General features: G+C 72.7%; 31 protein-coding genes. 17 read left to right on the top strand and 14 right to left on the bottom strand.

Annotated features, from left to right (window positions below; all coding sequences use genetic code 11):
* Positions 1–4 precede the first annotated feature (4 nt).
* The 3 genes from ppa to VQH23_RS00720 all read left to right on the top strand — a co-directional run bounded on the left by ppa (position 5) and on the right by VQH23_RS00720 (position 1,481).
* Positions 5–529 carry an inorganic diphosphatase gene (ppa, locus tag VQH23_RS00730; protein ID WP_338663697.1) on the top strand — a complete coding sequence of 175 codons (525 nt, stop codon included), beginning with the start codon at positions 5–7 and terminating at the stop codon, positions 527–529.
* A gap of 49 nt (positions 530–578) precedes the next feature.
* Complete coding sequence (locus VQH23_RS00725; protein WP_338663696.1) at positions 579–923, top strand: hypothetical protein; 345 nt, start codon at positions 579–581, stop codon at positions 921–923.
* Between the two features lie 96 nt (positions 924–1,019).
* Complete coding sequence (locus tag VQH23_RS00720) at positions 1,020–1,481, top strand: cupin domain-containing protein (RefSeq protein WP_338663695.1); 462 nt, start codon at positions 1,020–1,022, stop codon at positions 1,479–1,481.
* Positions 1,482–1,500: 19 nt separating this feature from the next.
* Here VQH23_RS00720 and VQH23_RS00715 read toward each other — a convergent pair whose 3' ends face one another.
* Positions 1,501–1,674 carry a hypothetical protein gene (locus VQH23_RS00715; RefSeq protein WP_338663694.1) on the bottom strand — a complete coding sequence of 58 codons (174 nt, stop codon included), beginning with the start codon at positions 1,672–1,674 and terminating at the stop codon, positions 1,501–1,503.
* A gap of 97 nt (positions 1,675–1,771) precedes the next feature.
* Here VQH23_RS00715 and VQH23_RS00710 point away from each other — a divergent pair, with 97 nt between their 5' ends.
* The gene (locus VQH23_RS00710; protein ID WP_338663693.1) at positions 1,772–2,212 is read left to right on the top strand and encodes a GFA family protein; all 441 of its coding nucleotides are present in this window, start codon (positions 1,772–1,774) and stop codon (positions 2,210–2,212) included.
* Positions 2,213–2,218: 6 nt separating this feature from the next.
* Here the strand turns inward: VQH23_RS00710 and VQH23_RS00705 are convergent, their stop codons facing one another.
* The 4 genes from VQH23_RS00705 to VQH23_RS00690 all read right to left on the bottom strand — a co-directional run bounded on the left by VQH23_RS00705 (position 2,219) and on the right by VQH23_RS00690 (position 5,401).
* Positions 2,219–3,580 carry a replication-associated recombination protein A gene (locus tag VQH23_RS00705; protein WP_338663692.1) on the bottom strand — a complete coding sequence of 454 codons (1,362 nt, stop codon included), beginning with the start codon at positions 3,578–3,580 and terminating at the stop codon, positions 2,219–2,221.
* A gap of 81 nt (positions 3,581–3,661) precedes the next feature.
* The gene (locus VQH23_RS00700; protein WP_338663691.1) at positions 3,662–4,075 is read right to left on the bottom strand and encodes a hypothetical protein; all 414 of its coding nucleotides are present in this window, start codon (positions 4,073–4,075) and stop codon (positions 3,662–3,664) included.
* A 62-nt stretch (positions 4,076–4,137) separates the two neighbouring features.
* Positions 4,138–5,139 (bottom strand): GTP 3',8-cyclase MoaA, encoded by a 1,002-nt coding sequence (gene moaA / locus VQH23_RS00695; protein ID WP_338663690.1) that lies wholly within the window; start codon positions 5,137–5,139, stop codon positions 4,138–4,140.
* Positions 5,140–5,224: 85 nt separating this feature from the next.
* Entirely contained in the window at positions 5,225–5,401 is a 177-nt protein-coding gene (locus VQH23_RS00690) for a DUF3553 domain-containing protein (RefSeq protein WP_338663689.1), read from the bottom strand.
* 118 nt (positions 5,402–5,519) lie between these two features.
* On the opposite strand from VQH23_RS00690, the gene VQH23_RS00685 reads away from it, so the two are divergent.
* The 6 genes from VQH23_RS00685 (at position 5,520) to VQH23_RS00660 (ending at position 11,840) form a co-directional block, all read left to right on the top strand.
* Positions 5,520–6,116, top strand: a complete 597-nt coding sequence (locus VQH23_RS00685) for a histidine phosphotransferase family protein (RefSeq protein WP_338663688.1) — start codon at positions 5,520–5,522, stop codon at positions 6,114–6,116.
* A gap of 107 nt (positions 6,117–6,223) precedes the next feature.
* A complete protein-coding gene (locus VQH23_RS00680; RefSeq protein WP_338663687.1) occupies positions 6,224–9,001 on the top strand; it encodes a chemotaxis protein CheW in 2,778 nt (925 codons plus the stop codon).
* 15 nt (positions 9,002–9,016) lie between these two features.
* On the top strand, positions 9,017–9,523 hold the full coding sequence (locus VQH23_RS00675) for a chemotaxis protein CheW (RefSeq protein WP_338663686.1): 507 nt from the start codon (positions 9,017–9,019) through the stop codon (positions 9,521–9,523).
* A gap of 12 nt (positions 9,524–9,535) precedes the next feature.
* On the top strand, positions 9,536–9,916 hold the full coding sequence (locus tag VQH23_RS00670; protein ID WP_338663685.1) for a response regulator: 381 nt from the start codon (positions 9,536–9,538) through the stop codon (positions 9,914–9,916).
* Entirely contained in the window at positions 9,913–11,028 is a 1,116-nt protein-coding gene (gene cheB / locus VQH23_RS00665; protein WP_338663684.1) for a chemotaxis-specific protein-glutamate methyltransferase CheB, read from the top strand. Before VQH23_RS00670 ends, cheB begins: the two co-directional genes overlap by 4 nt.
* On the top strand, positions 11,025–11,840 hold the full coding sequence (locus VQH23_RS00660) for a protein-glutamate O-methyltransferase CheR (protein ID WP_338663683.1): 816 nt from the start codon (positions 11,025–11,027) through the stop codon (positions 11,838–11,840). Before cheB ends, VQH23_RS00660 begins: the two co-directional genes overlap by 4 nt.
* A gap of 88 nt (positions 11,841–11,928) precedes the next feature.
* On the opposite strand, the gene ctrA is transcribed toward VQH23_RS00660, so the two are convergent.
* Positions 11,929–12,669, bottom strand: a complete 741-nt coding sequence (ctrA, locus tag VQH23_RS00655; RefSeq protein ID WP_338663682.1) for a response regulator transcription factor CtrA — start codon at positions 12,667–12,669, stop codon at positions 11,929–11,931.
* A gap of 129 nt (positions 12,670–12,798) precedes the next feature.
* Here ctrA and VQH23_RS00650 point away from each other — a divergent pair, with 129 nt between their 5' ends.
* Both VQH23_RS00650 and VQH23_RS00645 read left to right on the top strand, forming a co-directional pair.
* The gene (locus VQH23_RS00650) at positions 12,799–14,145 is read left to right on the top strand and encodes a FliI/YscN family ATPase (protein WP_338663681.1); all 1,347 of its coding nucleotides are present in this window, start codon (positions 12,799–12,801) and stop codon (positions 14,143–14,145) included.
* Positions 14,142–14,558, top strand: coding sequence for a hypothetical protein (locus VQH23_RS00645; protein WP_338663680.1), 417 nt, complete (start codon positions 14,142–14,144; stop codon positions 14,556–14,558). Before VQH23_RS00650 ends, VQH23_RS00645 begins: the two co-directional genes overlap by 4 nt.
* A gap of 22 nt (positions 14,559–14,580) precedes the next feature.
* Here the strand turns inward: VQH23_RS00645 and phhA are convergent, their stop codons facing one another.
* Entirely contained in the window at positions 14,581–15,456 is an 876-nt protein-coding gene (gene phhA / locus VQH23_RS00640; protein ID WP_338663679.1) for a phenylalanine 4-monooxygenase, read from the bottom strand.
* Between the two features lie 122 nt (positions 15,457–15,578).
* Between phhA and VQH23_RS00635 the strand changes: the two genes are divergently transcribed.
* The gene (locus tag VQH23_RS00635; protein ID WP_338663678.1) at positions 15,579–16,052 is read left to right on the top strand and encodes an Lrp/AsnC family transcriptional regulator; all 474 of its coding nucleotides are present in this window, start codon (positions 15,579–15,581) and stop codon (positions 16,050–16,052) included.
* Here the strand turns inward: VQH23_RS00635 and VQH23_RS00630 are convergent.
* The gene (locus VQH23_RS00630) at positions 16,049–16,447 is read right to left on the bottom strand and encodes a helix-turn-helix domain-containing protein (protein ID WP_338663677.1); all 399 of its coding nucleotides are present in this window, start codon (positions 16,445–16,447) and stop codon (positions 16,049–16,051) included. The genes VQH23_RS00635 and VQH23_RS00630 overlap by 4 nt on opposite strands.
* Before the next feature lie 95 nt (positions 16,448–16,542).
* Between VQH23_RS00630 and VQH23_RS00625 the strand changes: the two genes are divergently transcribed.
* The 4 genes from VQH23_RS00625 to VQH23_RS00610 all read left to right on the top strand — a co-directional run bounded on the left by VQH23_RS00625 (position 16,543) and on the right by VQH23_RS00610 (position 20,376).
* The gene (locus VQH23_RS00625) at positions 16,543–17,151 is read left to right on the top strand and encodes an NAD(P)-dependent oxidoreductase (protein ID WP_338663676.1); all 609 of its coding nucleotides are present in this window, start codon (positions 16,543–16,545) and stop codon (positions 17,149–17,151) included.
* Between the two features lie 98 nt (positions 17,152–17,249).
* Positions 17,250–18,140 (top strand): 3-hydroxyisobutyrate dehydrogenase, encoded by an 891-nt coding sequence (gene mmsB / locus VQH23_RS00620; protein WP_338663675.1) that lies wholly within the window; start codon positions 17,250–17,252, stop codon positions 18,138–18,140.
* Positions 18,141–18,228: 88 nt separating this feature from the next.
* On the top strand, positions 18,229–18,417 hold the full coding sequence (locus VQH23_RS00615; RefSeq protein WP_338663674.1) for a hypothetical protein: 189 nt from the start codon (positions 18,229–18,231) through the stop codon (positions 18,415–18,417).
* Between the two features lie 126 nt (positions 18,418–18,543).
* Positions 18,544–20,376 (top strand): SLC13 family permease, encoded by a 1,833-nt coding sequence (locus VQH23_RS00610; RefSeq protein WP_338663673.1) that lies wholly within the window; start codon positions 18,544–18,546, stop codon positions 20,374–20,376.
* Positions 20,377–20,383: 7 nt separating this feature from the next.
* Here VQH23_RS00610 and VQH23_RS00605 read toward each other — a convergent pair whose 3' ends face one another.
* From VQH23_RS00605 to VQH23_RS00580, 6 genes are read right to left on the bottom strand one after another with little or no spacing between them, the layout of a single operon-like run.
* Complete coding sequence (locus tag VQH23_RS00605; protein WP_338663672.1) at positions 20,384–21,283, bottom strand: lipid A biosynthesis lauroyl acyltransferase; 900 nt, start codon at positions 21,281–21,283, stop codon at positions 20,384–20,386.
* Positions 21,284–21,285: 2 nt separating this feature from the next.
* Positions 21,286–22,308 (bottom strand): zinc-binding dehydrogenase, encoded by a 1,023-nt coding sequence (locus VQH23_RS00600; protein WP_338663671.1) that lies wholly within the window; start codon positions 22,306–22,308, stop codon positions 21,286–21,288.
* The gene (locus VQH23_RS00595) at positions 22,308–23,555 is read right to left on the bottom strand and encodes a beta-ketoacyl-ACP synthase (RefSeq protein ID WP_338663670.1); all 1,248 of its coding nucleotides are present in this window, start codon (positions 23,553–23,555) and stop codon (positions 22,308–22,310) included. The genes VQH23_RS00600 and VQH23_RS00595 overlap by 1 nt, the downstream gene beginning before the upstream one ends.
* Positions 23,555–24,730 carry a beta-ketoacyl-ACP synthase gene (locus tag VQH23_RS00590; RefSeq protein WP_338663669.1) on the bottom strand — a complete coding sequence of 392 codons (1,176 nt, stop codon included), beginning with the start codon at positions 24,728–24,730 and terminating at the stop codon, positions 23,555–23,557. The genes VQH23_RS00595 and VQH23_RS00590 overlap by 1 nt, the downstream gene beginning before the upstream one ends.
* The gene (locus VQH23_RS00585; RefSeq protein WP_338663668.1) at positions 24,727–25,185 is read right to left on the bottom strand and encodes a 3-hydroxyacyl-ACP dehydratase FabZ family protein; all 459 of its coding nucleotides are present in this window, start codon (positions 25,183–25,185) and stop codon (positions 24,727–24,729) included. The genes VQH23_RS00590 and VQH23_RS00585 overlap by 4 nt, the downstream gene beginning before the upstream one ends.
* Positions 25,186–25,192: 7 nt before the next feature.
* Positions 25,193–25,486, bottom strand: coding sequence for an acyl carrier protein (locus VQH23_RS00580; protein ID WP_338663667.1), 294 nt, complete (start codon positions 25,484–25,486; stop codon positions 25,193–25,195).
* Positions 25,487–25,568: the final 82 nt, after the last annotated feature.

Genomic DNA, 25,568 nt, shown 5'->3' with positions numbered 1-25,568 from the left:
CCGCATGAACCCCAGCCGCATCCCGACCGGCAAGGCTCCGCCGCACGACATCAACGTGGTGATCGAGATTCCCGAGGGCTCCTCGGTGAAGTACGAGCTGGACAAGGACACGGGGGCGGTGGTGGTGGACCGCTTCCTCTTCACCCCGATGGCCTACCCGGCCGCCTACGGCTTCATCCCCGGCACCATCGCCGACGACGGCGACCCGACCGACGCGCTGGTGCTGATCCCCGCCGCCGTGGTGCCGGGCTGCGTGATCCGCTGCCGCCCGATCGGCGTGCTGCTGATGGAGGATGAGGCGGGGCAGGACGAGAAGATCGTCTGCGTGCCGCACGACAAGCTCCACCCCTACTTCTCCGACATCAAGTCCTGCGACGACCTGCCCAACATCACCCGGCAGCAGATCGAGCACTTCTTCTCCCGCTACAAGGACCTGGAGCCGGGCAAGTGGGTGAAGATCACGGGCTGGGGCAGCGCCGAGAAGGCCGCCGAGCTGATCCAGGACGGCGTGAAGGCCGCCGCGAAGTAGCGTGAGTCAGGGGGCGCCCCCGGGATCGCCCCCGGGACCGCCTTCTGGAGTGCCCCCTGGAGCGCCGATCGGGCTGCCTCCGGGAATCGGGCCGGGCCGCCCCCACCGGCTGGGGCGGGTCGGCCTCGTCATCCTCGGCGTGGTGACGCTGCTCTCCTGGGCGCCCCTCCTCTCCGTGCTCTTCACCTCCGTTGTGGCCAATGCGCTGGGCTGCCGCGTGCATGAGGGCTTCCCGACCCCTTGCCCCAGCCGGTTCGGCGACCTGGGGGAACTTCTCTACACCACCGGCGTGATGGGCTGGCTCATGCTGCTGACCGGCCCCTTCATGCTGGCCACGGGCGTGATCTGGCCCGTGCTGCTCCTCGGCTGGCTCTGGCGCCGCATCCGCCGCTGAGCCGCCGCGTTGGGCCCCCCCCCCCCGTTGCACCTCCTGTTGCGCCCCCGGAGAGGTGGGCGGATGATCCCCGCGGAACGATCCGGGGGAACATCCATGCGCCTGCCCATGATCCTCGGCGGCCTCGCGCTCGCCTTCGCCGCCGGCCTCCATGCCGACCGCGTGCTGCCCCATGCGGAGGCGCAGCCGGCGGCCACCGCCATGTCGCCGCGCATCGTCAACCTGCTGGCGCTGACCGAGGACGAGATCGGGCCGCTGATCAACAACACCGACCTCCGCTCGCGCCTCCTCGTCTCCGCGCCGGAGGGCACGGTGGCTGTGCAGAGCGGCAACGTGCTGAAGCACTTCCACGCGAACGCGGACGAGATCCAGTACATCCTGGACGGCACCGGCAGCTTCTGGCTCGGCGACCGGGAGGTGCAGGTGCGGCCCGGCGACTTCATCGTGATCCCGCGCGGCACGCACCACGCGGGATCGCGCGCCAGCACGGGGCGGTTCCGCGCCATCGCGATCAAGCTGCCGCCGCAGCAGGCCGGCGACACGCACCCCGTGCCGTAGAACCCCGCGCCGTAGGGGATCAGGCCTTCCCGCCCTCCTGCTCCGGCTCGCCCGACCACTCGTCGGTGATGAGGGACTGGTCCTCGCTGATCCGGTCCAGCTCCTCTTTCGAGGGCGGGCGGGGGATGGGGGCGGGGTTGGCCTCGTCCGGGCCGTAATCGGCCTTGGGGCCTTCCGGCGGCCTATCGCTCATGCTGCTCTCCTCCATCCCGGTTTCCTTTGGAACGGGCCGGACCACGAGGTGGTTGTCCCCCAGATGCTTGTTCCCGAGTGGCGATGAGGAGATGACGATGAGCGAGACGCTCCGGCGGATGAACGGCGCCTGCCACTGCGGCGCGGTGCGCTTCGAGGTGACCCTCGCGAAGGGTCTCGACACCGCCCGGCGCTGCAACTGCTCGATCTGCCGGATGCGGGGCGCGGTGGTGGTCTCGGCGGCTCCGGATGGGGTGCGGGTCCTCTCGGGGGAGGAGGCGCTGGGCACCTACAGCTTCAACACCGGCACGGCAAAGCACCATTTCTGCACGCGCTGCGGCATCTACACGCACCACCAGCGCCGCTCCACCCCCGGCCAGTTCGGTGTGAACCTGGCCTGCCTGGAGGGGATGAGCCCCTTCGACCTGGAGGAGGTGCCGGTGCTGGACGGCGTGCGCCACCCTTCCGACAATGGCGGCGTCACGCGGATGGCCGGGGTGCTGCGCTTCATCGCAGAGGGGGAGGGCGCGTCGTCGTAAGTCCGGTCACGGCTTCTCCGCCCGGATCTCCTCCCGCAGCGCCTCCAGCCGCTCCAGGTGGCGCGCCACCCGAGCCTCCGCGCCGCGCTCCGTCGGGCGATAGAGGCGGGTGCGCTCCATCCCCTCCGGGAAGTAGTTGGCGCCGGAGAAGCCCTCCTCCGTGTCGTGGTCGTAGGCGTAGTCCCGGCCGTAGCCGAGGGACTTCATCAGCTTCGTCGGCGCGTTGAGGATGTTGGCGGGCGGCATGAGGCTGCCCGTCTCCGTCGCCAGCATCTGCGCGGCCTTCCAGGCCGTGTAGACGGCGTTGGACTTCGGCGCGGCGGCGAGGTGGAGGACGAGCTGCGCCAGCGCCAGCTCCCCCTCCGGGCTGCCCAGGCGCTCGTAGGATTCCCAGGCCGCCAGGGCGAGGGTGAGGGAGGCGGGATCGGCGGCGCCGACATCCTCGGAGGCGAAGCGGGCGAGGCGGCGGGCGACGTAGCGCGGGTCCTCGCCGCCCTTGATCATGCGGGCGAACCAGTAGAGCGCGGCGTCCGGGTCCGAGCCGCGGAGCGACTTATGAAGGGCGGAGATGAGGTTGTAGTGCTCCTCCCGGTCCTTGTCGTAGAGGGCGGCGCGCTTCGCCAGCAGCGAGGAGAGGCCGGCCACGTCCAGGGGGGGGGTTCCCGCGGGCAGGGATTGCAGCTGCTCCGCCAGGTTCAGCAGGTAGCGGCCGTCGCCATCCGCCATGGCGCGGAGCGTGGCGCGGGCCGGTTCGTCCAGGGGCAGGGGGTGGCCGGCCTCGGCCTCCGCGCGGGCGAGCAGGAGGTCCAGCGCGGCGTCGTCCAGCCGCTTGAGCACCATAACCTGGCAGCGGGAGAGAAGGGCGCCGTTGAGGGCGAAGGAGGGGTTCTCCGTCGTGGCGCCGACGAGGACCACGGTGCCGTCCTCGACCACGGGCAGGAAGCCGTCCTGCTGGGCGCGGTTGAAGCGGTGGATCTCGTCCACGAAGAGGAGGGTGCCCGCCCCGTTCTGTCGGCGCAGCCGCGATTCGTCGAAGGCGCGCTTGAGGTCCGCCACGCCGGAGAAGACGGCCGAGAGGGCGGTGAAGCGTAGCCCCGCCTCCTCGGCCAGCAGCCGGGCGATGGTGGTTTTTCCCACCCCTGGCGGGCCCCAAAGGATCAGGGAGGCGAGCGCGCCCCGGTCCAGCATCCGGCGCAGCGCGCCTGCCGGGCCGAGCAGGTGGTCCTGGCCCACCACCTCGGACAGGGTGCGGGGGCGCAGGCGATCCGCGAGGGGGCGGGGGCCTGCGGGCGCACCCTGCGCGGGCTGGGGCGGGGGCTCTGGGGCGCCGAAAAGGTCCTGGTCGGCGGCGGGGCGGCGGGGCGGCATGGGCAGAGGATAGGCCAGGGCGGGCGGCGCTTCGACAGGGCGCTGGCTCGTCAGCCCGGGCCGCGGCCTAGGGGCGGTCGGCTAGCGCCGCGGCCCGCCCAGCCGGGGCTCGGTGCGCCGGGAGGGGCCGCGATTGTCCTCGGGCCAGGTCGGGGGCGGGGGGATGGGGGGCGTCATGCGCGGCGCCCGGTCCTCTCGGAGGGCAGGCTCGGCGCGGGGCGGCAGGACCGGCTCCTCGTAGATCTCCTCGGTCCCGGCCGCGCGGCGGCGGAGGGCGGCGGGCTCGGGCAGGCGGAGCGCGAGGCTGCGGATCTCCTGCTGCACGTCGTCCAGCTGCGCCTCGATGGCGTCCAGGCGGGACTTCAGGCCAAAGACGCTGAACGGCATCATCACGAAGGCGATGACGAAGAGCAGGCCGAGCAGGAGGATGACGAGGCCGCTCCACTCGGGCAGCCCCGGGATCGCCAGCCTGGAGACGAGTTCGTAATTCAGCACGGGCCTACCTCGAGATCATGCGGGGGATCATGCGGGCCACGCGGATCGCCCCGGCGCAGGCCTCAGCCGCCCGTCACGCTCATATGGCGGCCGACGGAGGGACGTTGCGCTCGCCCAATGACGAAATCATGGCCCTTCGGCTTCCGCGCAATGGCCGAGAGGATGGCGTCCCGCAAGCCCGCATCGTCCACGGACGGATCGCGGAGCGGCGCGCGGAGGTCCGCCGCGTCCTCCTGGCCGAGGCACATGTAGAGGGTGCCGGTGCAGGTCAGGCGCACGCGGTTGCAGGATTCGCAGAAGTTGTGGGTCATCGGCGTGATGAAGCCGATTCGCCGCCCCGTTTCCTGCACCGTCTCGTAGCGGGCGGGGCCGCCGGTGACGTGGCTGCTGGGCAGCAGGGTCCAGCGCTGCGCGATCCGGCGCCGCACCTCGGAGAGGGGAAGGTACTGGTCCGTCCGGTCCCCGCTGATGTCGCCGAGCGGCATGGTTTCGATGAGCGTGAGGTCGAAGCCGTGCTCGCCGCACCAGGCGATCATCCGGTCGTACTCGTGCTCGTTCACGCCCTTCAGCGCCACGGCGTTGATCTTCACGGCCAGGCCCGCGGCCTTGGCGGCGAAGACGCCGTCCAGCGTCTGATCCAGCTTCCCCCAGCGGGTGACGTTGGCGAAGAGCGTCGGGTCCAGCGTGTCCAGCGAGACGTTGATGCGGCGGACACCGGCCCTGTAGAGGTCATCCGCCATCTTCGGCAGCTGGGTGCCGTTGGTGGTGACGGTCAGCTCCTTCAGCCCGCCGCCCTGCTCCCTGGGGCCGATCCGGCCGCCGAGGTTCTGGAAGAGCTGCAGCACGCCCTTGCGCACCAGCGGCTCCCCGCCCGTCAGGCGGATCTTGTCCACGCCGAGGTCGATGAAGGCGCCGCAGAGCCGGTCCAGCTCCTCAAGCGTGAGGAGGTCCTTCTTCGGGAGAAAGGTCATGTCCTCCGCCATGCAGTAGACGCAGCGAAGGTCGCAGCGGTCCGTCACCGAGACGCGGAGATAGGAGATCCGCCGGTCGAACGGATCGAGCATGGGCCTGGGTGCTCCTGGAACTACTGGCGGGATGTGGGCGGTGGAACCGGTATGCTGCAAGGGCCGGGCGGGCGATTTCGCCGGGTCAGGCCTCGTCCACTATATCCAGGGTTGTATTGGCCGCGTTGATCAGCAACTTTCCCGCGTGCTCGAAATTGACCGTGACGCGATCGCCCTGGACTGACTGCACCTGGCCCGTCCCCCAATCCGGGCGCCCGGGGTGGCGGACGATCTGCCCTGGCTCGAAGATCGAATCCGGCATTCCCGATCATTCTTTCATCATACCGACCTGGCGCGGCGGTGCTTTCCCTGCCACGCGACTTTACTAGGCATCAATGAGGCGCGTGGCAAAAGCGGCTACCCCCGGCAGGAGCGTCTGAATGGATCCCCTTTTGCTGGCGCAGGACGTGTGCGCCCGCATCTGCCACGACCTCGGCGGCCCGCTCGGGGCCCTCTCCGGCGCGCTGGACCTCGCGGAGCAGGCGCCGGACGAGGCGCTCTCCGTGGCGCGCGAGGGTGCGGAGGCGATGCGGCGCCGCCTGCGCCTGTGGCGGGCCGCGGCCGGGGCGGGCACGGGCCCGCTGGGGCGCGATGGGCTGGCGGAGCTGCTGGACGGCGCCCTGCCGAACGGCCGGGCCGCGGCGGACCTCTCCGGCCTTCCCGAAGCGGCCCTGCCCGCGCCGCTCTCCCAGGCCGTGCTGGCCGCCGCGATGCTGGGCAGCGAGGCCCTGCCGCGCGGCGGCACCGTGCATCTGGCGGGGCAGGAAGGCGGGGTGGCGGTGTGGCCGGAGGGGCGCAACGCCGCCTGGCCGCCGGGGCTGATCGCGGTGCTGGCGGGCGATGCTCTCTCCAGCCCGCGCGACGTGCTGGCGCCGCTGCTGCGGCAGCTTGCCTCGGCGGCAGGGATGGAGCTTCACCTCGCCATGGATGGCGGCGCGGCGATCGCCCCGCTGACCCTGCTGCCCGCGCGGGGCTGACCCGGCGCCCCGCGCTTTCGACTGCCAGTGCTTTCCCCGGCGGGCTTTACCGAATCTTCGCCCGCCGGTCCGATCCTGATCCCCGCTGAGAGCCTTGCGGGGATCCGATGGACGACTTGATCGCCGACTTCCTGACCGAGACGAGCGAGGGGTTGGCAGGACTGGACGCCGCCCTTCTCCGCCTTGAACGGCACCCCGAGGATTCGCGGACGATCGGCGAGATCTTCCGCCTGATCCACACCATCAAGGGCACCTGCGGCTTCCTCGGCCTCTCCCGCCTGGAGAAGGTGGCGCATGCCGGCGAGAATGTGCTGGGCCGCTACCGCGACGGCTCGCTGACCGTCACCTCGGGCGGGGTCTCGCTGATCCTGCGCGTGGTGGACCGGGTGCGCGAGATCATGGCGGGGCTGGAGGCAAGCGGCGCCGAGCCCGCGGGCGACGACTCCGCCATCGTCGCGGAGCTGGACGCGGTGTTCACCGGCGCTGCGGCTCCGGAGGACGCGGCCCCGGAGGACGCGGCCCCGGGGAAGGCGGCCTTAGGGAGTGCGGCACCGGCCGCCGCGATGCCGGCGCCCGGGGGCAAGCGGCCGGCGCGCCGGAGCAGGAAGGCCGCGGCCGTGCCCAGGGCCGTCGGAACCGTGCCGCTGCCCCTCGCCGCCGAGAGCACGCCTGCAGAGGTCGTGGCGGCCGTGCCGGAAGTGGCCCCTGAGACGCCGGCCCCGAAGCGCCGGCGCGCCGCGCCTCGGCGTGCCGCCGCGTCGGCACCGGACCTGCCCGTGGCGAGCCCGGCCGTCGTGGCGCCGGTTCTCCCTTCCGCGCCCGCCCCCTCCGCGCCCGAGGGCGGGGCGGCGACCGAGGCCGTGGCGGTGGCGCAGACGCTGCGCGTGAACGTGGACGTGCTGGAGAGCCTGATGACGCTCGTCAGCGAGCTGGTGCTGACGCGGAACCAGCTCCTCCAGCTCTCCCGTGCGCGGAACGACGGGGCGCTGAGCGGGCCGCTGCAGCGCCTGTCCCACATCACCTCCGAGCTGCAGGAGGGGGTGATGAAGACGCGGATGCAGCCGATCGGCAACGCGTGGAAGGGACTGCCGCGGCTGGTGCGCGACCTCTCGCGCGAGCTCGGCAAGCGGATCGAGCTGGAGATGCGCGGCGCCGAGACGGAGCTGGACCGGCAGGTGCTGGAGATGATCCGCGACCCGCTGACGCACATGGTCCGCAACTCCGGCGACCACGGGCTGGAGGGTCCGGCGGAGCGGCGCGAGGCGGGCAAGCCCGAGGCCGGGCGCATCCTGCTGGATGCCTATCACGAGGGCGGGCACATCATCATCGAGGTGGGCGACGACGGCCGCGGCCTGGCGGTGGAGAGGATCCGCGCCAAGGCGCTGTCCCAGGGGTTGGCGACGGAGCAGGAGCTGGCGGCGATGGGGGAGCGCGACATCCAGCGCTTCATCTTTCGCGCGGGCTTCTCCACCGCCGCCGCCGTCACCTCCGTCTCCGGCCGCGGCGTCGGGATGGACGTGGTGAAGACGAATATCGAGAAGATCGGCGGCACGATCGACCTGCGATCGCGCGCGGGGAAGGGCACCACCTTCCTCATCAAGATCCCGCTGACGCTCGCCATCGTCTCCGCCCTCATTGTCGAAGCGGGGGGCGAGCGCTTCGCCATCCCGCAGATCGGCGTGGTGGAGCTGGTGCGCGCCGGCGACGGCGTGACGCACATCAAGGACGCGCCGGTGCTGCGCCTGCGGGACCGGCTGCTGCCGCTCGTCTCCCTCTCCCGCCTGCTGCGGCTGGAGGAGAAGGCAGGGGCCGAGGATGGCGGCTTCGTCGTGGTGACCCAGGTCGGGCAGAACCTGTTCGGCATCATCGTGGACCGCGTCTTCGACACGGAGGAGATCGTGGTGAAACCGGTGGCGCCGATCCTGCGCCACGTGACGATGTTCAGCGGGAACACGATCCTCGGCGACGGGTCCGTGATCATGATCCTGGACCAGAACGGGATCGCCCGCGCGACGGGCGTGGGCGCGGAGGGCGTGCAGGAGGACCGGCGCGGGGCGGCGGTGGTGGGCGCCGCCTCTTCCGAGCGGCTGTCGCTCCTGCTGTTCCGGGCCGGGGCGGGCGGGCCGCGCGCCGTGCCGCTGGGGCTGGTGGCGCGGCTGGAGGATTTGCCGGCCGAGCGGATCGAGATGTCGCACGGCCAGCCGGTGGTGCAGTACCGCGGCGCGCTGATGCCGCTGATCCCGATGGGTGAGGGGTGGATGCCCCCGGCTGCGGGCGGGCGGCAGGCGGTGCTGGTGTTCAACGACGGCGGCCGCGCCGTGGGCCTGGCCGTGGACGAGATCCTCGACGTGGTCGAGGAGGGGCTGCGGATCGAGAGCGGGCAGGAGCGGCCGGGCTATCTCGGCACCGCCGTAATCGCCGGGCGCGCGACGGAGGTGATCGACTGCGCCTGGTGGCTGCGCCAGGCGGGCGAGGACTGGTTCGGGCCGCAGCGCGCGGCCGATGCCCGTCGCCCGCGGCTGCTGGTGGTGGAGGACAGCGCCTTCTTCCGCAACATGCTGGTGCCGGCGCTCGGCGCCGCGGGCTTCGAGGTGGTGACGGCCGGCACCGGCGCGCAGGCGCTGAGGCTGCGCGAGGCCGGGGAGCGCTTCGACGCCGTTGTCTCCGACATCGAGATGCCGGAGATGGACGGGCTGGGGCTGGCGCGCGCCGCGCGCGACGGCGGGGCCTGGCAGGAGACGCCGCTCGTCGCGCTCACCTCCCACACGGACGAGGCGGCGGTGCGCCGCAGCCGAGAGGCCGGCTTCGACCACCACGTGGCGAAGTTCGACCGCGACGCGCTGCTGGACGCGCTGCGCAGCTGCCTGGCCGGCGCGCAGATCTGAGACGGGAGACCTCATATGGAAGCCGCCATCGCAACGCCCGCGGTACCCCCGCGCCGCACCGCCGCGCACGCCCCGACGGACACGGCCGTCCTCACCCTCACCGTCGCGGGACAGCTCTGCGGCGTGCCGGTGCTGGGGGTGCGCGACATCCTCGGGCCGCAGACGATCACGCCCATCCCGTTGGCACCGCCCGAGGTGGCGGGCGGGCTGAACCTGCGCGGCCGCATCGTGACGGCCGTGGACCTGCGCCGCCGCCTGGGCCTGCCGCCTCGTGAGCCCGGCGCGCCCTTCCCGATGAGCGTGGTGGTCGAAGGGGGCGGGGAGCTCTACGCGCTGCAAGCGGATTCGGTGGGGGAGGTGCTCGCGCTGCCGGATGCCGGCCTGGCGCCGAACCCGCCCACGCTGGACCCGCTGTGGCGCGAGGTCTGCGCGGGCGTGCACCAGCACGCCGTGGGCGGCGCGGAGGCGGGCACGCGGCTGCTCATCATGCTGGACGTCGAGCGCGTCCTGGACATTGGCTGAGAGGGGCGCGCCATGCCGGAATGCCTTGTGGTGGACGACAGCCGGACGGTGCGCCGCGCCGCCCGGCGGATGCTGGAGGCGCGCGGCTTCTCCGTGCGCGAGGCGGAAGATGGCCAACAGGCGCTGGACGCCTGCCGCGCGGCGATGCCGACGTTGGTGCTGCTGGACTGGAACATGCCCGTCATGGACGGCATCACCTTCCTGCACCGCGCGCGGGCGGAGTTCGGGCCGGACGAGCCGAGGATCATGCTCTGCACGACCGAGAGCGATTTCTCCCGCATCGTCGCGGCGCTGGAGGGCGGCGCGCAGGAGTACATCATGAAGCCCTTCGACGACGCGATCCTCGCGGGCAAGCTCGAGGTGCTGGGGCTGCTGCCCGACGAGGCCGCGTGAGGGGGGTGGATCCCGGCGCGCCGCCGGGAGGTGTGCCGGGCGCCCGGCCGGTGCGCGTGATGATCTGCGACGACAGCGCGACCGTGCGCGGGATCCTGGCCAGGCTGCTGGGGGCGGATCCCGCGATCGAGGTGGTGGCGCGCGTGGGCGACGGGCGGCAGGCGCTGGACGCGCTGGCGGCGGCCCGGCCGGACGTGGTGCTGCTGGACCTCGAGATGCCTGTGATGGACGGCATGACGGCGCTGCCGCTGCTGCTGCGGGCGGAACCGCGGCCGAGCGTGATCGTGGCGAGCGCCTTGACCCAGCGCGGGGCGGCGGCGGCAATGGCGGCGCTGCGGGCAGGGGCTTCCGACTATATCCCCAAGCCCGGCGCGGAAGGCGGCGGTGCGATGGACCCGGTGTTCCGCGCGGAGCTGCTGGAGAAGGTGAAGGGCTGGGCGCGGATGCGCCGCGCACCCGCCTGGCATCCGGCGCCCCAGCCCCGTGCACTGGCGCCCTTGCAGCCGGTGCGGCCGGCGTCGGCGCCGGCGCTGGTGGCGGTGGGATCGTCCACGGGGGGGCCGCAGGCGCTGGCCGCGTTCCTGCGGGCGCTGACCCCGGTGCCGGCAGTGCCCGTGGTGATCGTGCAGCACATGCCGGCCGGCTTCACGGCCATGCTGGCAGACCACCTGGACCGGGTGGGGGCGGTGCGCGTGACGGAGGCGCGGGACGGTGAGGCGCTGCGGGCCGGCCGCGCCTATCTGGCGCCTGGGAACCGGCACCTGCTGGTGGAGCGGGGCGCGTCGGGCCTGGTGGCGCGGCTGCGCGACGATCCGCCGGAGCATTTCTGCCGGCCGGCCGTGGATCCGATGCTCCGCAGCGCGCAGCGGGCCTGCGACGGGCGGGTTCTGGCGGTGATCCTGACGGGCATGGGGCAGGACGGGCTGGCGGGGTGCCGGGCCCTGGCGTCCGGCGGCGCGGTGGTGCTGGCGCAGGACGAGGCCTCCTCCGTGGTGTGGGGAATGCCGGGGGCGGTGGCGCGGGCCGGGATCGCGCGGGAACTGGGGCCGCCGGAGCGGCTGGCGGCCCGGGCGGCGGCCATGGCAGCGGATGCAGGGAGGATGGCGTCGTGAGCGCAGCGTTCGAGACGGTCGCGGCGCTGGTGCGCGCCCGCGCAGGAATCGTGCTGGGGGCGGACAAGGCCTACATGCTGGACACCCGGCTGGGTGGGCTGATGCGGGCCGAGCGGATTGCGGGACTCGACGCGCTGGCGGCGAAGCTGCGGGCACCGGGCAGCGAGCGCCTGGCGGCGGCCGTGACGGAGGCGCTGACCACGAATGAGTCCTTCTTCTTCCGGGACGGCAAGCCCTTCGAGCACCTGAAGAGGGTGCTGCCCCGAATCGTGGCCGCGAGGGGCGCGGGGCAGCGGCTGCGCGTGCTCTCCGCCGCCTGCTCCACGGGGCAGGAGGCCTACTCGGTGGCGATGGTGGCCGATTCCCTGGGGCTGCTGCCGCGGCTGGAGGTGCTCGGCACCGATCTCAGCGCCGAGGTGGTCCGGCGCGCGCGGGAGGGCACGTACTCCCAGTTCGAGGTGCAGCGCGGGCTGCCCGTGCAGATGCTGGTGAAGCACTTCCGGCAGGAAGGCGGCCTCTGGCAGATCTCACCGGGGCTGCGCGCGGCAGCCCGGTTCGAGACCGGCAACCTGCTGGCCGACCTCCGTCCGCTGGGCCGCTTCGACGTGATCTTCTGCCGCAACGTGCTGATCTACTTCGACGCGCCCACCAAGGGCCGCGTGCTCTCCGTCCTGGCGGACCGTCTGGCGCCGGACGGCGTGCTCTATCTCGGTGGGGCGGAGACGGTGCTGGGGCTGTCGGACCGCTTCGCGATGGTGGAGGGCGAGCGCGGCGTGTATGCGCTGGCGCCTCGCCTGGCCCTGGCAGGCTAGCCGGGCGGCTTGTCCGGAGGCTGGCCGCCACGGGTCCGGGCGGCCTTCCTCTTCGGGGAAGGGCCGTCCGGGCCCTGGCGGGCGGGCGTCAGGCCGCGGCGTGGGTGGCGGGGGTCTCCGCCGCGCGCAGGGCCGCGGCGCTGCGGATCGGGGCGGCGGAGGGGTCGCGCAGCACGTAGCCCCGGCCCCAGACGGTGCCGATCAGCTCGTTGCACCCGGCCCCGGCCAGCTTCTTGCGGAGCTTGCAGATGAACACGTCGATGATCTTCACCTCGGGCTCGTCCATGCCGCCATAGAGGTGGTTCAGGAAAGCCTCCTTGGTCATCACCATGCCCTTGCGCAGGGTGAGCAGCTCCAGGATCGCGTACTCCTTCCCGGTGAGGTGGACGGGGCGGCCCTCGACGCGGGCCTCCCGCGCGCCAAGATCCAGGGTGAGGTTGCCGACCGCGACGCTCGGCTGGCTGAAGCCCTTGGTGCGGCGGACGATCGCCTGGATGCGGGCGATCAGTTCCTGGCTGTCGAAGGGCTTCACGATAAAGTCGTCGGCGCCGAGGCCGAAGCCCTTCACCTTCGCGCCCGGGCGAGACAGCCCGGAGAGGATGAGGACCGGGGTCGCGCGGCGTGCGGCGCGGAGGCGGCGGACCACCTCGTAGCCTTCCATGTCCGGCAGCATTAGATCCAGGACGATGATGTCGTAGTCGTAGAGGCGGGCGAGCTCCAACGCCTCCTCCCCGGTGTCGGCAGCGTCCACGATCATGCCCTGGGTCTTCAGCATCAGGGTGACGCCGCGGGCCGTGGTGAGGTCGTCCTCGACAAGCAGGACACGCATCCTGTGTTCTCCTCTCGTTCTGAGAGCATTAGGACAACTTATGCGCGAGTAGTGAAGGGGTATTTTCACTATTTGCGCGTATTAATTTGCGAGACGATGGAGCAAAAAATGGCACGCCGTTCTCGGGCGATGAAGGGCCAGGTGCAGCTGGGTCAAAGATTCCTGAGTGATAACAGGGATCTGATCTCTCATGGACGGGTCCGGGCGGTACAGGGGCTTTCCCTCGAAGTAGGGGGTCTCTTTCCACTTCCTCCCATCGGAGGTTGCATCAAGGTTGTTGGTCCGTCTCAGAAAGATCTACACGCGGAGGTTGTGGCTGTCCGGGAAGGGCTGGCCATTGCAGTGGCCCGGAGAGGGCTGGACGGAGTCTCCGTCGGCGCGCGCGTGGAGGATGAAGGCCAAGTGGTGCTGCACCCCTGCGCGGCCTGGCTAGGACGGGTGGTGGACCCGATGGGGCGCCCGGTGGACGGGCGCGGCCCCTTGCCGCTGGGCGCCGTGGCGCGCCCGTTGCGTGCGGCGCCGCCGGAGGCCGGAACGCGCGCCCGGCTCGGGCCGCGAATCGACCTCGGCGTGCGCGCGCTGGACGCCTTCGCGACCTGCCGCCGGGGGCAGAGGCTGGGGCTGTTCGCGGCCTCGGGCGTCGGCAAGTCCAGCCTCATGTCCATGCTGGCGCGCCACGCGGATTGCGATGTCGCGGTGATCGGGCTGGTCGGGGAGCGCGGGCGGGAGCTGCGTGAGTTCATCGAGGACGATCTCGGGCCGCAGGGGCTGGCCCGGAGCGTGGTCGTCTGCGCCACCTCCGATTCGGCGCCCCTGATGCGGCGGGACGCGGCGCTGGCGGCCATGGCCGTTGCGGAGCATTTCCGGGACCAGGGCAAGCGCGTGCTGCTGATGATGGACAGCGTGACGCGGTTTGCGCTCGCGCTGCGGGAGATCGGCCTCTCGGCCGGGGAGCCGCCGGCGACCCGGGGCTTTCCGCCAAGCGTCTTCGCGGAGCTGCCGCGGTTGCTGGAGCGGGCTGGGCCTGGAGCTGAGAAGGCGGGTTCGGAGGGCTGCGCGGGCTCGATCACCGGTCTCTTCACCGTGCTGGTGGAGGGGGACGACCACGACGAGCCGGTGGCGGACGCGGTGCGCGGCATCCTGGACGGGCACGTGGTGCTGGACCGGCGGATCGGGGAGGGCGGGCGCTACCCGGCGGTGGACGTGCTCCGCAGCCTGTCCCGGACCGTGCCGGGCTGCCTGGAGCCGCCGGAGCGGGCGATCCTGGCGCGGGCGCGGCGCATCCTCTCGCTGCACCGGGACATGGCGGACATGGTGCGCCTGGGCGCCTACCGAGCCGGCAGCGACCCGGCGGTGGACGAGGCGGTGCGTCTGGCGCCGCTGATCGAGGACGTCCTCCGCCAGGGCAAGGACGAGGCGGGGAGCGTGGCCGGGGCCTTCGCCGCCCTCGCCCTCGCCATGGGACCCTCCGCGTGAGGCGGTATCCCTCCCGCGATTCCCTGGCCGTCCTGACGCGGCTGCGCGGGGCGGAGGTGATGGAGGCGCGCCGACGCGTCGCGGAAGCGGCCTCGGTGCTGGCCCTGGCGGAGGCGGGCGCGGCAGAGGCCGGCGCGGCCCTGCGGCTTGAGGCGGGGCTTGGCGGGCCGGATCACGCGGCCTGGCTGCCGCGCGGGCTGGCGGCGCGGGACGCGGCGGGGAAGGCGGTGCTGCGCGCGGCCGCGCGGGCGGAGGAAGCGGCGGGCGGGCTGGGCGCGGCCCGCGCGGCGGAGCGGGCGGTGGAAGAACTGGCGGCCTTGCGGTCCGCGGAGGCGCGGCGAGGGGCGCTGCGGGCGGAAGGGCGCCTGCTGGACGCGGCGGGCGCCGCCCGCGTCCGCCGCGCGGCGAGGTAGGTACGGCCGGCCGGGGCGCGCCTCAGCCGCGCCAGGGCTCGTCCTCGGCGCTCGTGCCGCCCGGCGGGACGGGTTCGGCCGCGAGGGCCGCGTCCAGCAGGGCGGGCGCGCGGGCGACGGCGTCGAAGAGCTCGGCGTAGCTCTCGATGACGAAGTAGACAGGCTGCACGTCGTCGATCCGGTAGGTGCTGCGGAGCACGCGGGCCATGTCGAAGCGCAGGCGGCGGGGCGCGGCGGAGAGGGCGTGGAGCGTCTCCGTGCGGGAGGAGAGGATGCCGGCGCCGTATGCGCGCAGCCCCTCGGGCTCCGCGACGAGGCCGAACTCCACCATGAACCAGTAGAAGCGCGCGAGCGGGGCGAGGGCGCCGCGGCGCTCGGCCTGGAGGCCGAGATGGCCGTAGGCCTCCAGGAACCCCGCGTAATCCGGCTGGGTCAGCAGGGGGACGTGGCCGAGGAAGTCGTGGAAGATGTCGGGCTCCACGATGTAGTCCAGCTCCTCCGGCCGGCGGATCCACTCTGTCACGGGGAAGCGGCGGGACGCCAGCAGGGCAAAGAACTGCGCGTCCGGCAGCAGGCCGGGGCAGGGGACGAGGGACCAGCCCGTGGCGTCCCGCAGGATGGCGGAGGCGTCGCGCAGCGAGGGCACGGCGCTGTCGCAGCGCAGCCGGTCCAGGCCCTGCAGCCAGGCGGTGGCGGCGCGGCCCGGGTAGATCGCGCGCTGGCGGGAGACGAGGGTGCGCCAGGCCGCGTGGTCGGCCTCGGAGCGCCGGATGCCCTCCTCCGGCAGCGTGCCGTCGGCGGCGGCGCGGTGGTAGTCCCCGCGCAGGCCGCTGGGCAGGGTGGCGGTGCCGATGATGCCGGCCGCGCTCTCGGCGGCGGGCTGGATGGTGCCTTCCATGATCGCGTCTCCCATTCCTCTCGTTGCAGAGGAGGCTAGCCGGGGCCGGGGAGCGAGAATCGGGCGAAGTTAACGCGGCTCGCGGCTAAGTTGAGGGAGATCCACCTCGGGAGGGCCGATCCTTGGCGAAAGACACTCCGGTGCTGGACGGGACGGACCGGCGCATCCTGCGGGCGCTGCAGCGGGACGGGCGACTGCCGGTGGTGGCGCTGGCGGAGCGCGTCGGGCTCTCCCCCACGCCCTGCCAGCGGCGGGTGCGGCGGCTGGAGGAGGAAGGGGTGATCGCCCGCTACGCCGCCGTGCTGGATCCCGGGCGGGTGGGGTTGCCGCTGCAGGCCTTCGTCATGGTCGCCCTCTCCAGCCACGCGGAGGAGGTGGTGGAGGGGTTCCAGAAGGCGCTCTCCGCCCGGCCGGAGGTTCTGGCCGCCTACGCGATGAGCGGCGAGATGGACTACCTGCTGCACGTGCTGGCGGCGGATTTCGAGGCCTATGCGGAGTTCTCCATGCGGGCGCTGCTGCGGATGCCCGGCGTGAAGGAGACCCGCTCCTCCTTCGTGCTGACCGCGCTGAAGCCGCCGGGAGAGGTGCCGGTCTAGGCGGCGATCCCCGCCGCCCGCGCGTCGTAGGCACGCTGGGCGGACTGCACGGCGCCGATGTGGGTCTCCGCCCAGAGGCGCAGCGCGTCCACCGTCTCGGCCAGGGTCTCGCCGAGCGGGGTGAGGGCGTACTCCACCGTCACCGGGACGGTGGGGAAGGCGGTGCGGGTCAGCAGCCCGTCCCGCTCCAGCCGCCGCAGCGTTTCGGCCAGCACCTTCTGCGAGAGGCCCGGCACGGCGCGGCGGATCGCGTTGAAGCGCGTGGGCCGCCCCGCGAGCAGGCCGAGGATGAGCACGGCCCATTTGTCGGCGATGCGGTCCAGCACCAGGCGGGTGGGGCAGGCGGGGTTGTAGGCGTCGGGCTGCATGGCGGGTTCCGCGGGGGGAGTGGTCACCCCGGGGTGACCTGAGCACCGGAAAGTGCCTTCTTCACACCAGGGATCACGAAGAATAGCTGGTTCCCATCTGAAACCAGAGTGGAAATCTTCCCATGAACATTGCCCTGATCGGAGCCTCCGGGAATGCCGCGTCCCGCATCCTCGCGGAGCTGGCCCGGCGCGGCCACCGGGTGACGGCGGTTGCCCGCAAGGCGCCCGGGATCCTTCCGGACGGCGCCACCTTCCGGGCCGGGGACGCGAACGATCCCGAGGCCCTCGCGCCGATCCTCCGCGGCCATGACGCGGTGATCAGCAGCGTGCACTTCATCGCCAGCGACGTGGAGAAGCTGATCGCCGCGGTGAGGGCCTCCGGCGTGCCCCGCTACCTCGTCGTCGGCGGGGCCGGCAGTCTGGAAGTGGCGCCGGGGGCGCGGCTGGTGGACACGCCGGACTTCCCCGCGGCCTATAAGGCCGAGGCGACCGCCGGCGCCGCCTTCCTGGACCGGCTGCGGCGCGAGGAGACGCTGGACTGGACCTTCCTCTCGCCCTCCGCCCTCTTCGTGCCGGGGGAGCGCACCGGGACCTTCCGCCTGGGCGGGGACAGTCTGCTGGTGGACGCGAAGGGCGAGAGCCGCATCTCCTTCGAGGACTTCGCCATCGCCCTGGTGGACGAGATCGAGGCGCCGAAGCACGTCCGGCAGCGCTTCACCGTCGGCTACTGAGGGGCGGCTACTGAGGGGCGGCTACTGAGGGGGCCTACTGAGGTGGACCCGGTCCGGGCCGCGCCCTAGCCTTCCCGGAACAAGGGACGGAGGGAGCGATGGCCCGGATCGGCTTCGTGGGGCTCGGCAACATGGGCGCGCCGATGGCGCGAAACCTGGCGCGCGCCGGGCATGAGGTGGCGGTCTTCGACCTTTCCGTCGAGGCGATGGGGCGGGTGGAGGAGGCGCGGCGCGCGACCTCCGCCGCCGATGCGGCGCAGGGGGCGGGCTTCGTCATCACCATGCTGCCCGCCGGGAAGCACGTGCGGGAGGCCTGGCTCGGCGAGGGCGGCATGGCCGCCGCGGCGGAGCCGGACGCGGTGCTGCTGGACTGCTCCACCATCGATGTCGGCACGGCGCGCGGCGTGGCCGAGGCCTGCGGGCGGGCCTTCCTGGACGCGCCCGTCTCCGGCGGCGTGATGGGGGCGGAGGCGGGGACGCTGACCTTCATGGTGGGCGGGCCGGCGGAGGCCTTCCGCCGGGCGGAGCCGGTGCTCGGCGCCATGGGGCGCAGCGTGGTCCACTGCGGCGGGGCGGGGGCGGGGCAGGCGGCGAAGGCCTGCAACAACATGCTGCTCGCGATCTCCATGATCGGGACCTGCGAGGCCTTCGTGCTGGCGGAGAGGCTCGGCCTCTCGCACGAGGCGCTGTTCGAGGTGGCGTCCAAGTCCTCCGGCCAGTGCTGGTCTCTCACCACCTACTGCCCCGTGCCGGGGCCGGTGCCGGGCAGCCCGGCGAACCGGGACTACCGGCCGGGCTTCGCCGCCGCGCTGATGGTGAAGGATGTGGGGCTTTCGCAGCAGGCGGCCTCGGAGGCGGGGCTGGAGACGCCGATGGGCGCGCGGGCGCTGGACCTGTACCGGCGCTTCGTGGAGGCGGGCGGCGGGGAGACGGACTTCTCCGGCATTATCCGCATGCTGCGGGGGGAGGGGGCCGCGCCCACCTCCTAGCGCCCGCTTCCTAACGGAATCGCAACCTCCAGCCGTCAGCTTCCGCGGGCGGCCGGCATCGGCGGGCCGCCCGTAACGGGAGCCCGAGATGACGCCACTTGTCACCTACTGCATCAGCATCCTTGCCGGCGCCGCGGGGATCGCGCTGATCTTCTTCCTCGGCGGCGTCGGCAGGGCGGTCGGGGTCGTGCTGCTGCTCGGCGCGGCGCTCAGCGCGCTCGTCGTGCGCTCGCGGCCCATCGAGGAGCGGCTCAGCCCGCACGCCCTCCGGGACTAGGAGCCCCCGCTCTTCTCCGCCCCCTCCCGCAACCCCGGACACTCCGCCCGGTTCTCGCCCTGCTGCGGCCGATCGGGGCTGCCGGTTGGGGATGCCCGTTTCAGCGGGCATGGCGGCAGGGGGTTCATGACACTCGATCAGGGTCTGGCGTTCGGGCTGATGGGCGTGACCATTGCCCTCTTTCTCTGGGGGCGCTTCGCCTACGACGCGGTGGCGCTGGGGGCGCTGCTGGCAGGGGTGCTGATCGGGGTGGTGCCCACGGACAAGGTGTTCGAGGGCTTCGCGGACGACGTGGTGGTGATCGTAGCGGCCGCGCTGGTGATCAGCCACGCGGTCGCGAAGTCCGGGGCCGTGGAAGTCATCATGCGGCCGCTGGTGCCGCACCTGCAGGGCGCCGCGCTGCAGGTGCCGGTGCTCGCGGGCTGCACCATGCTGCTGGCGATGGTCACGAAGAACGTCGGCGCGCTTGCGATCATGATGCCGGTGGCGCTGCAGCTGGCGCGGCGCACGGGCACGCCGGCGGCGGCGATGCTGATGCCCATGTCCTTCGCCGCCATGGTGGGCGGGGTGGTGACGCTGGTGGGCACGGCGCCGAACATCATCATGTCCCGCGTGCGGGGCGAGCTGACGGGCGAGGCCTTCCGGATGTTCGACTACGCGCCGGTGGGGTTGGGCGTCTGCCTCGTGACGCTGGGCTTTCTCGCGGTCGGATGGCGGCTGCTGCCGGGCGGGCGGAAGGGCGCGGCTTCCATGGAGGCGGCGTTCCAGATCGGGGAGTACACGATCGAGGCCCGCGTGCCGCGCGAGGGCGATGCCGTGGGCATGACGGTGGCCGGGCTGGAGGCGCTGGCGGAGGGGCAGGTGCAGGTCTCCGCCATCCTGCCGGCGAAGGGCACGGGGCCGGCGACGGGCGAGCTGGGATCGGGCGTGGCGCCGATCACGGCGGCGCCCTCCGCCGACCGGCAGCTGGAGGCGGGCGAGGGCCTGCTGCTGCGGGGCGAGCCGGAGGAGCTGGAACGGCTAGTGGCCCGCGCCGGGCTGGCGCTGGACGAGGACCGGGCCGTGCCGGACGACCCGGAAACGGACGCCGACGACCAGCGTGTGGTTGAGGGCGTGGTGACCGGCGAGAGCCCGCTGGTGGGTCGCACCCCTGCGGCGCTGACGCTGCGGAGCCGCCACGGCGTCTCCCTGCTGGCGGTCAGCCGGCGGGGGCGGGGGCAGATCCGGGAGAGCCTGTCCCAGCTGCGGCTGCGGGCGGGCGACGTGGTGCTGCTGCGCGGCCTGGCCGCGACCATGCCGGACAACCTGGGCGAGCTTCGGGTGCTGCCGCTGGCGGAGCGCGGGATGGCGCTGGGGCGGGGGCGGCGGTCCTGGATCCCGCTGGGTGTGCTGGCCGGGGCGATGGTGCTGGTGGCCTTCGGCGCGCTGCCGGTGGGCGTGGCCTTCTTCGGGGCCGTGGTGGCGCTGCTGGCCCTCCGCGTGATGACGACCCGTGAGGCCTACGAGGCGGTGGACTGGCCGGTGGTGGTGCTTCTGGCCGCGCTGATCCCGGTGAGCGGGGCGATCCAGCACACGGGCGGGACGGACCTGCTGGCGGGCTGGCTGACGGCGGTGTTGCAGGGGCTGCCGGGGATGGTGGCGCTGGGCGTGACCATGGTGCTGGCCATGGCGGTGACGCCTTTCCTGAACAACGCGGCGACGGTGCTGGTGATGGGGCCGATCGCGGCGACGCTGGCAAAGCAGCTGGGGCTGAGTCCCGATCCCTTCCTGATGGCGGTGGCGCTGGGCGCGGCGAGCGACTTCCTGACCCCCATCGGGCATCAGTGCAACACGCTGGTCATGGGGCCGGGGGGGTATCGGTTCGGAGACTACGCGCGGCTGGGGCTGCCGCTCTCGGTGCTGGTGGTGCTGGCGGGTGTGCCGCTGATCGCCTTCTTCTGGCCGCTGGCGCCGGGGTGAGGCGGGATCACCGCCAGCGGCGGTGCATCCAGAGCCATTGACCCGGGTGTTCCCGCACCCAGCCGGCGATGACGTCGTTCACGGCCTGGGTGGCGGCGTTCACGTCGATCAGGCCCTCGGCGTCGCGGGGCATGGGGATGGGGTCGGTGAGTTCCAGGCGGAAGCGGCCGCCCTCCAACCGGATGGCGCGGGCGCCGCGCACGGGGCAGTCGAAGCGGCGGGCGAGGTTGGCGAGGAGCGGGTTGGCGTGGGCGGGGCGGCCGAGGAAATCCACCACCGGGCCGCGGCCGAAGCGTTGGTCCACCACCATGCCGACCACGGCGCCGCGCTGGAGCGCCTTGGCGAGCTTCGTGGGAGCGGTGAGGCCGGCGGGGATCAACTCGCCCATCATGTCCTTGCGAAGCTTGAGGATGGCGTCCGCCACGGGCTTGCTGTTGGGGGTGCGGTAGAGGACGGCGGCGTCCAGCCCGTGCTTGGCGGCTGCGACCGCTGGCAGTTCCCAATTCGCGAGGTGGGCGGCGAAGACGAGGCAGGGGCCGCCGGTCTCGTGCAGTTCGGCGAAGCGGGCGAAGGTGGCGTCGTCGATCTGGATGCGGGCCTTCGGGTCGCGCGCCTCGGTCAGGTCCCAGATCGTGTTGATGTGGACGTACTCGGCGGCGACGCGGCCGAGATTGTCCCAGGCCTCGTCCGCGATCCGGCGGTGCCAGGCCGCGTCCTTCTCCGGGAAGGCGGCGGCGATGTTCTCCATGGCGATCCGGTGGGCCTTGGTCAGCGGACCCAGCTTGCGCGCGAGCGCCGATCCCACGCGCGGACCGAGATCGGGGCCGAGGGCGCGCGGGACGGCGAAGCCCAGCCCCGTGAGGGCGGACAGCGCGGCGTCCGCGGCACCACCACCCTTCTTCGCCATGCCTAGATGGTCACCACGATCTTGCCGAAGACGCGGCGGCTCTCCAGCCGGTCCAGGCCTTCCGCGAAGTTCTCCAGCGGGATCACGCGGTCCAGCACGGGGGACATGCCGCCGGCCATCTTGCCCAGCCCGTCCGCCACGTTGCGCATGGAGGCGCCGAAGCTGCCGAAGATCTTCAGCTGGCGCTGGAAGATCATCATCAGGTTCGTCTCGGCCGAGACGCCGGAGGTGGAGCCGCAAGTGACGAGGCGGCCGCCCATCTTGAGCGAGAGGAGGGAGGCGGCCCAGGTGCTGGCGCCGACATGCTCGAACACCACGTCCACGCCGCGCTTGTTCGTGACCCGGCGGGCGACGGAGGAGAAGTTCTTCTCGCTGTAGTTCACGACGTGGTCGGCGCCGAGTTCGAGGGCCTTCCGGCACTTCTCGTCGTCGCCGGCGGTGGCGACGATCGTGCAGCCGAGCGCCTTCGCTTCCTTGATCGCCACGGTGCCGATGCCGGAACCGGCGGCGTGGATCAGGATCGTCTCGCCGGGCTGCAGGCGCGCGTTGTCGAAAAGCATGTGCTCGACGGTGGAGAAGGTGATGGCGGCGCAGGCGGCGTCGTTCGTCTCCACCGCGTCCGGCACGCGGACGAGCAGGCGGGCCTGCTGGTTCACGTACTCCGCCGCGAAGCCGTCCAGGTGGAAGCCCTTCACCCCCGCGACGTTCTCGCAGAGGTTGTCGCGCCCCTCCAGGCAGGCGTGGCAATGGCCGCAGGTCTGGGCGCCGTAGGGGGCCACGCGGTCGCCGACCTTCCAGCCCGAAACGCCCTCGCCGAGCGCGTCAATCTCGCCCACCGCCTCCGCGCCGACGCAGATCGGCAGCTTGCGCTGGGTGAAGGCCATGCCGCGCCAGCCCCAGACATCGATGTGGTTCAGCGCGATGCCGCGCATCCGCAGCCGGACCTCGCCGGGGGCGGGGGGCGGCGGCTCGGGGATATCCTCCAGCCGCAGGTCGCGGTCGCCGTGCAGGCGAAGGGCACGCATCAGCGCGGCTCCCCCGAGAGGACGAGGCAGACGTTCTGGCCGCCGAAGCCGAAGGAATTGGAGAGCACGTGCTTCACCGTCGCGTCCCGCGCCACGTTCGGCACCACGTCCAGCGTGATGCTCGGGTCGGGCTCGTCGTGGTTGATGGTCGGGGGCAGGCGGCCGTCGCGGATGGTGAGCAGGGAGAACACTGCCTCCAGCGCGCCGGCGGCGGAGAGGGTGTGGCCGATCATGCTCTTGTTGGACGAGATCGGCGGCGCGCTCTCGCCGAAGACGGCGCGCATGCCGAAATTCTCCATCTTGTCGTTCTCCGGCGTGCCGGTGCCGTGGGCGTTCACGTAGGAGATGTCGCCGGGCTCCAGGCCGGCATCGGCCAGGGCGTTCCGCATCGCGCCGACGATGGCGCGTCCATCGGGGTTGGAGCGGGTGCGGTGGAAGTTGTCCGCCCGCTCTCCCGCGCCGGCGACGACGCCGAGGATCGTGGCGCCGCGCGCGCGGGCGGCCTCGTAGCTCTCCAGCACCAGGGCGGCCGCGCCCTCGCTCATCACGAAGCCCGCGCGGTTCTTCTCGAAGGGGCGGGAGGCCTTGGTGGGGTCGTCGTTCCGCTGCGAGAGCGCGGAGAGGAGGGAGAAGCGGATCAGCGCCTCCGGCTGCACCGTGCCGTCCGCGCCGAGGGCGATGCAGGAATCCGCCTCGCCGCGCTGGATCGCCTCCACCCCCAGCTGGATGGCGGTGGCGCCGGTGGCGCAGGCCGTGGTGGTGGTGATCGGCGCGCCGCGGGTGCCGAAGCGTGCGGCCAGGCGCTCACCCACGCCGCCGTAGAGGCAGGTCTCGTAGATGTCGGCGCGGCCGGCAGCGGCCTGCGTCATCCCGGGATAGGTCGGGTCGCCGGCGCGGGCCAGGGAGAAGCGGTGGGGCCACTCCACCTCCACCGGCGGCATGCCCAGGAAGAGGGGGCCGGGGAAGGCGCCCTTCGCGCCGATAGAGGACTCAGCGACGGCTTCCTCGATCGCCATCGCGGCCATGCGCTCCACGCGCACGGGGCTGGTGAAGCCCTCGTCGCCGGGCAGGTCAACCGTGCCGGCAATGGTGGTCTTCAGGTGCTCGGTCGGGAAGCGGGTGATGCGGCGGATGCCGGACTGGCCGGCGAGCAGCCGGGACCAGTTGTCCTTCACGCCGAAGCCGAGGGCGGTGACGGCGCCGAGGCCGGTGACGACGACGACGGGGCGGCCGAGATGGTCGCGCATCAGGTGGCCTCCGCCTTGGCTGCAGGGGGGCGGGAGAGGGTGGCCAGGGCCTCGCCGCGCCACTGGCCGAAGCCCGTGACGAGGAGGCGGTTGGGGGAGGCGGCCTCGCCGGTGTCGGCGGGGTCCATGGGGGCGTAGAAGCCGCCGCGGGAGAGAGCGAGGGCGGCGAGGGCGACGTGGGCCGGGAAGGCGCCTTCCACCCCGTGGCCGATCAGGCTGGCGGGGCGGCGGACCGGCAGGTTCAACTCACGAAGGAAAGCCTCCTCGTCGGCCGAGGCAGCGGGCGAGCCGGAGTTGCCGGAAATCACGGCGTCCACGCCCTCCGGCGCCACGCGGGGCAGCAGGGCACGGGCGGCGGCAGCGGAATCGCCGGGCGCGGCGCGGCGGGTGGTGTCGCTGGCAACCGCGTCCAGCCGGGCCAGCACGCGGGCGCCGCGGGCGGCGGCGTGCTCCGCCGTCTCCAGCACGAGGAAGCCGGCGGCGCTGCCCAGCACCATGCCCTGGCGCTCCGCGAGCGGCTTGAAGGCGCCCTGGTACAAGCCGTCGCCGCCCCGGTAGAGCAGCAGCAGGTCCCAGCGCTGCGCCGTCATGGCGCCGCCGACGAGGGCAATGCCACCGCGCCCCTCCGCCAGCCGGGCATGGGCGATCCGCACGGCGTCGGCCGCCGCGCTCTCCTCGCCCATGAAGGTGCGGGAGGAGCCGGTGACGCCGTGGACGATGGAGATGTTGCCCGCCAGCAGGTTGGAGAGCTGGGCGAGGAAGAGGGTGGGGCGCAGGCCGGTGGCCAGGAGCTCGTTCAGCCGGTCGCCGTCGTTGCGGTCCGCCAGCTCCGTGTTCACCTGCTCGTCCAGCGCGATGTCGCGCTCGCCGCCGCCGGCAGCGACGATCAGGTGCATGTCCTCCACCAGGCCGCGCGCGTTCGCGTCGTCGATGGCGAGGCCCGCGGCGTAGGTGCCCAGGCGCTGCCAGGGCTCCATCTGGCGCTGGTCGCCCTTCTTGGGGATCTGGGCATCCAGGTTCAGGGCGGGCAGGGGGTGGACCGGCCAGGGGGCGTAGGTCGCCTCGTCCACAACCGGGGTGGTGCCGGCGGAGAGGGCGTTCCAGTGGGCGTCAGGCCCTTCGCCGAGCGCCGTTACCAGCCCGATGCCGGTGACCACCACCTCGTGCCGGGTCATGCGGCGTGCCCGGGCAGGCCGATCCGGGCGGCGTTGGCGCGCATGGCGGCCTCCAGGTCCGGGTGGGGGAAGGGCATGGAGCGCAGAAGGATCTCGGCGTCCGCGATGCGCTTGCCGGCGCTCGTCACGCGCGCCTCGGTCACGGTGTAGCCGGAACCGTCATGGGTGACCTTCGCCGTGACATCCAGCGGGGCGTCCGGGCCGACGAAGTTGCGGAACTTCGCCTCCTTCACCGACATCAGGAAGGGCATCTGGGCGAAGCCGTTGCGGCCGAGGATGAGCCAGCCGCTGGCCTGGGCCATCGTCTCCACCAGCAGCACGCCGGGCACGAGGGGATGGCCGGGGAAGTGCCCCTCGAAGACGGGGCTGGCTTCCGGCACGCGGCTCTCCACCACGATGGCGTCGCCTTCCAGCGACACCACGCGGTCGATCATCTGGAAATACTCGAGGCGCATGGGCGCCTCAGGCGCTCTTGGCGGCGACCAGCTCGTCGATGCGGGCCGCGAGGTTCTTCATGACGAAGTAGTGCTCGGCGGGCTTCTCCCCGGCGTTCACTTCCTGCGTCCACTTCTCCACCGGCACCTTGATGCCGAAGGCCTTGTCGATGGCGAAGACGATGTCGAGGAAGTCCAGGCTGTCGATGCCCAGGTCCTCCGTCACGTGGCTCTCCGGCGTGATGCTCTCGCGCGAGACCTCGCTGTTCTCGGCGATGATGTCGGCCACACGGTCAAAGGTGGCGGTGGTCTCGGCAGCCATCTGGCGGCTCCTGGTCAGGCGCGCCGGGCGCGGCCTCGGGGCCGGGCAGGGGCGGGGTCTGGATGATCGGCGCGGGTCATGG

Source organism: Pararoseomonas sp. SCSIO 73927 (assembly GCF_037040815.1).
GTDB lineage: Bacteria > Pseudomonadota > Alphaproteobacteria > Acetobacterales > Acetobacteraceae > Roseomonas.
This window is presented reverse-complemented; position numbering and strand designations above follow the sequence as displayed.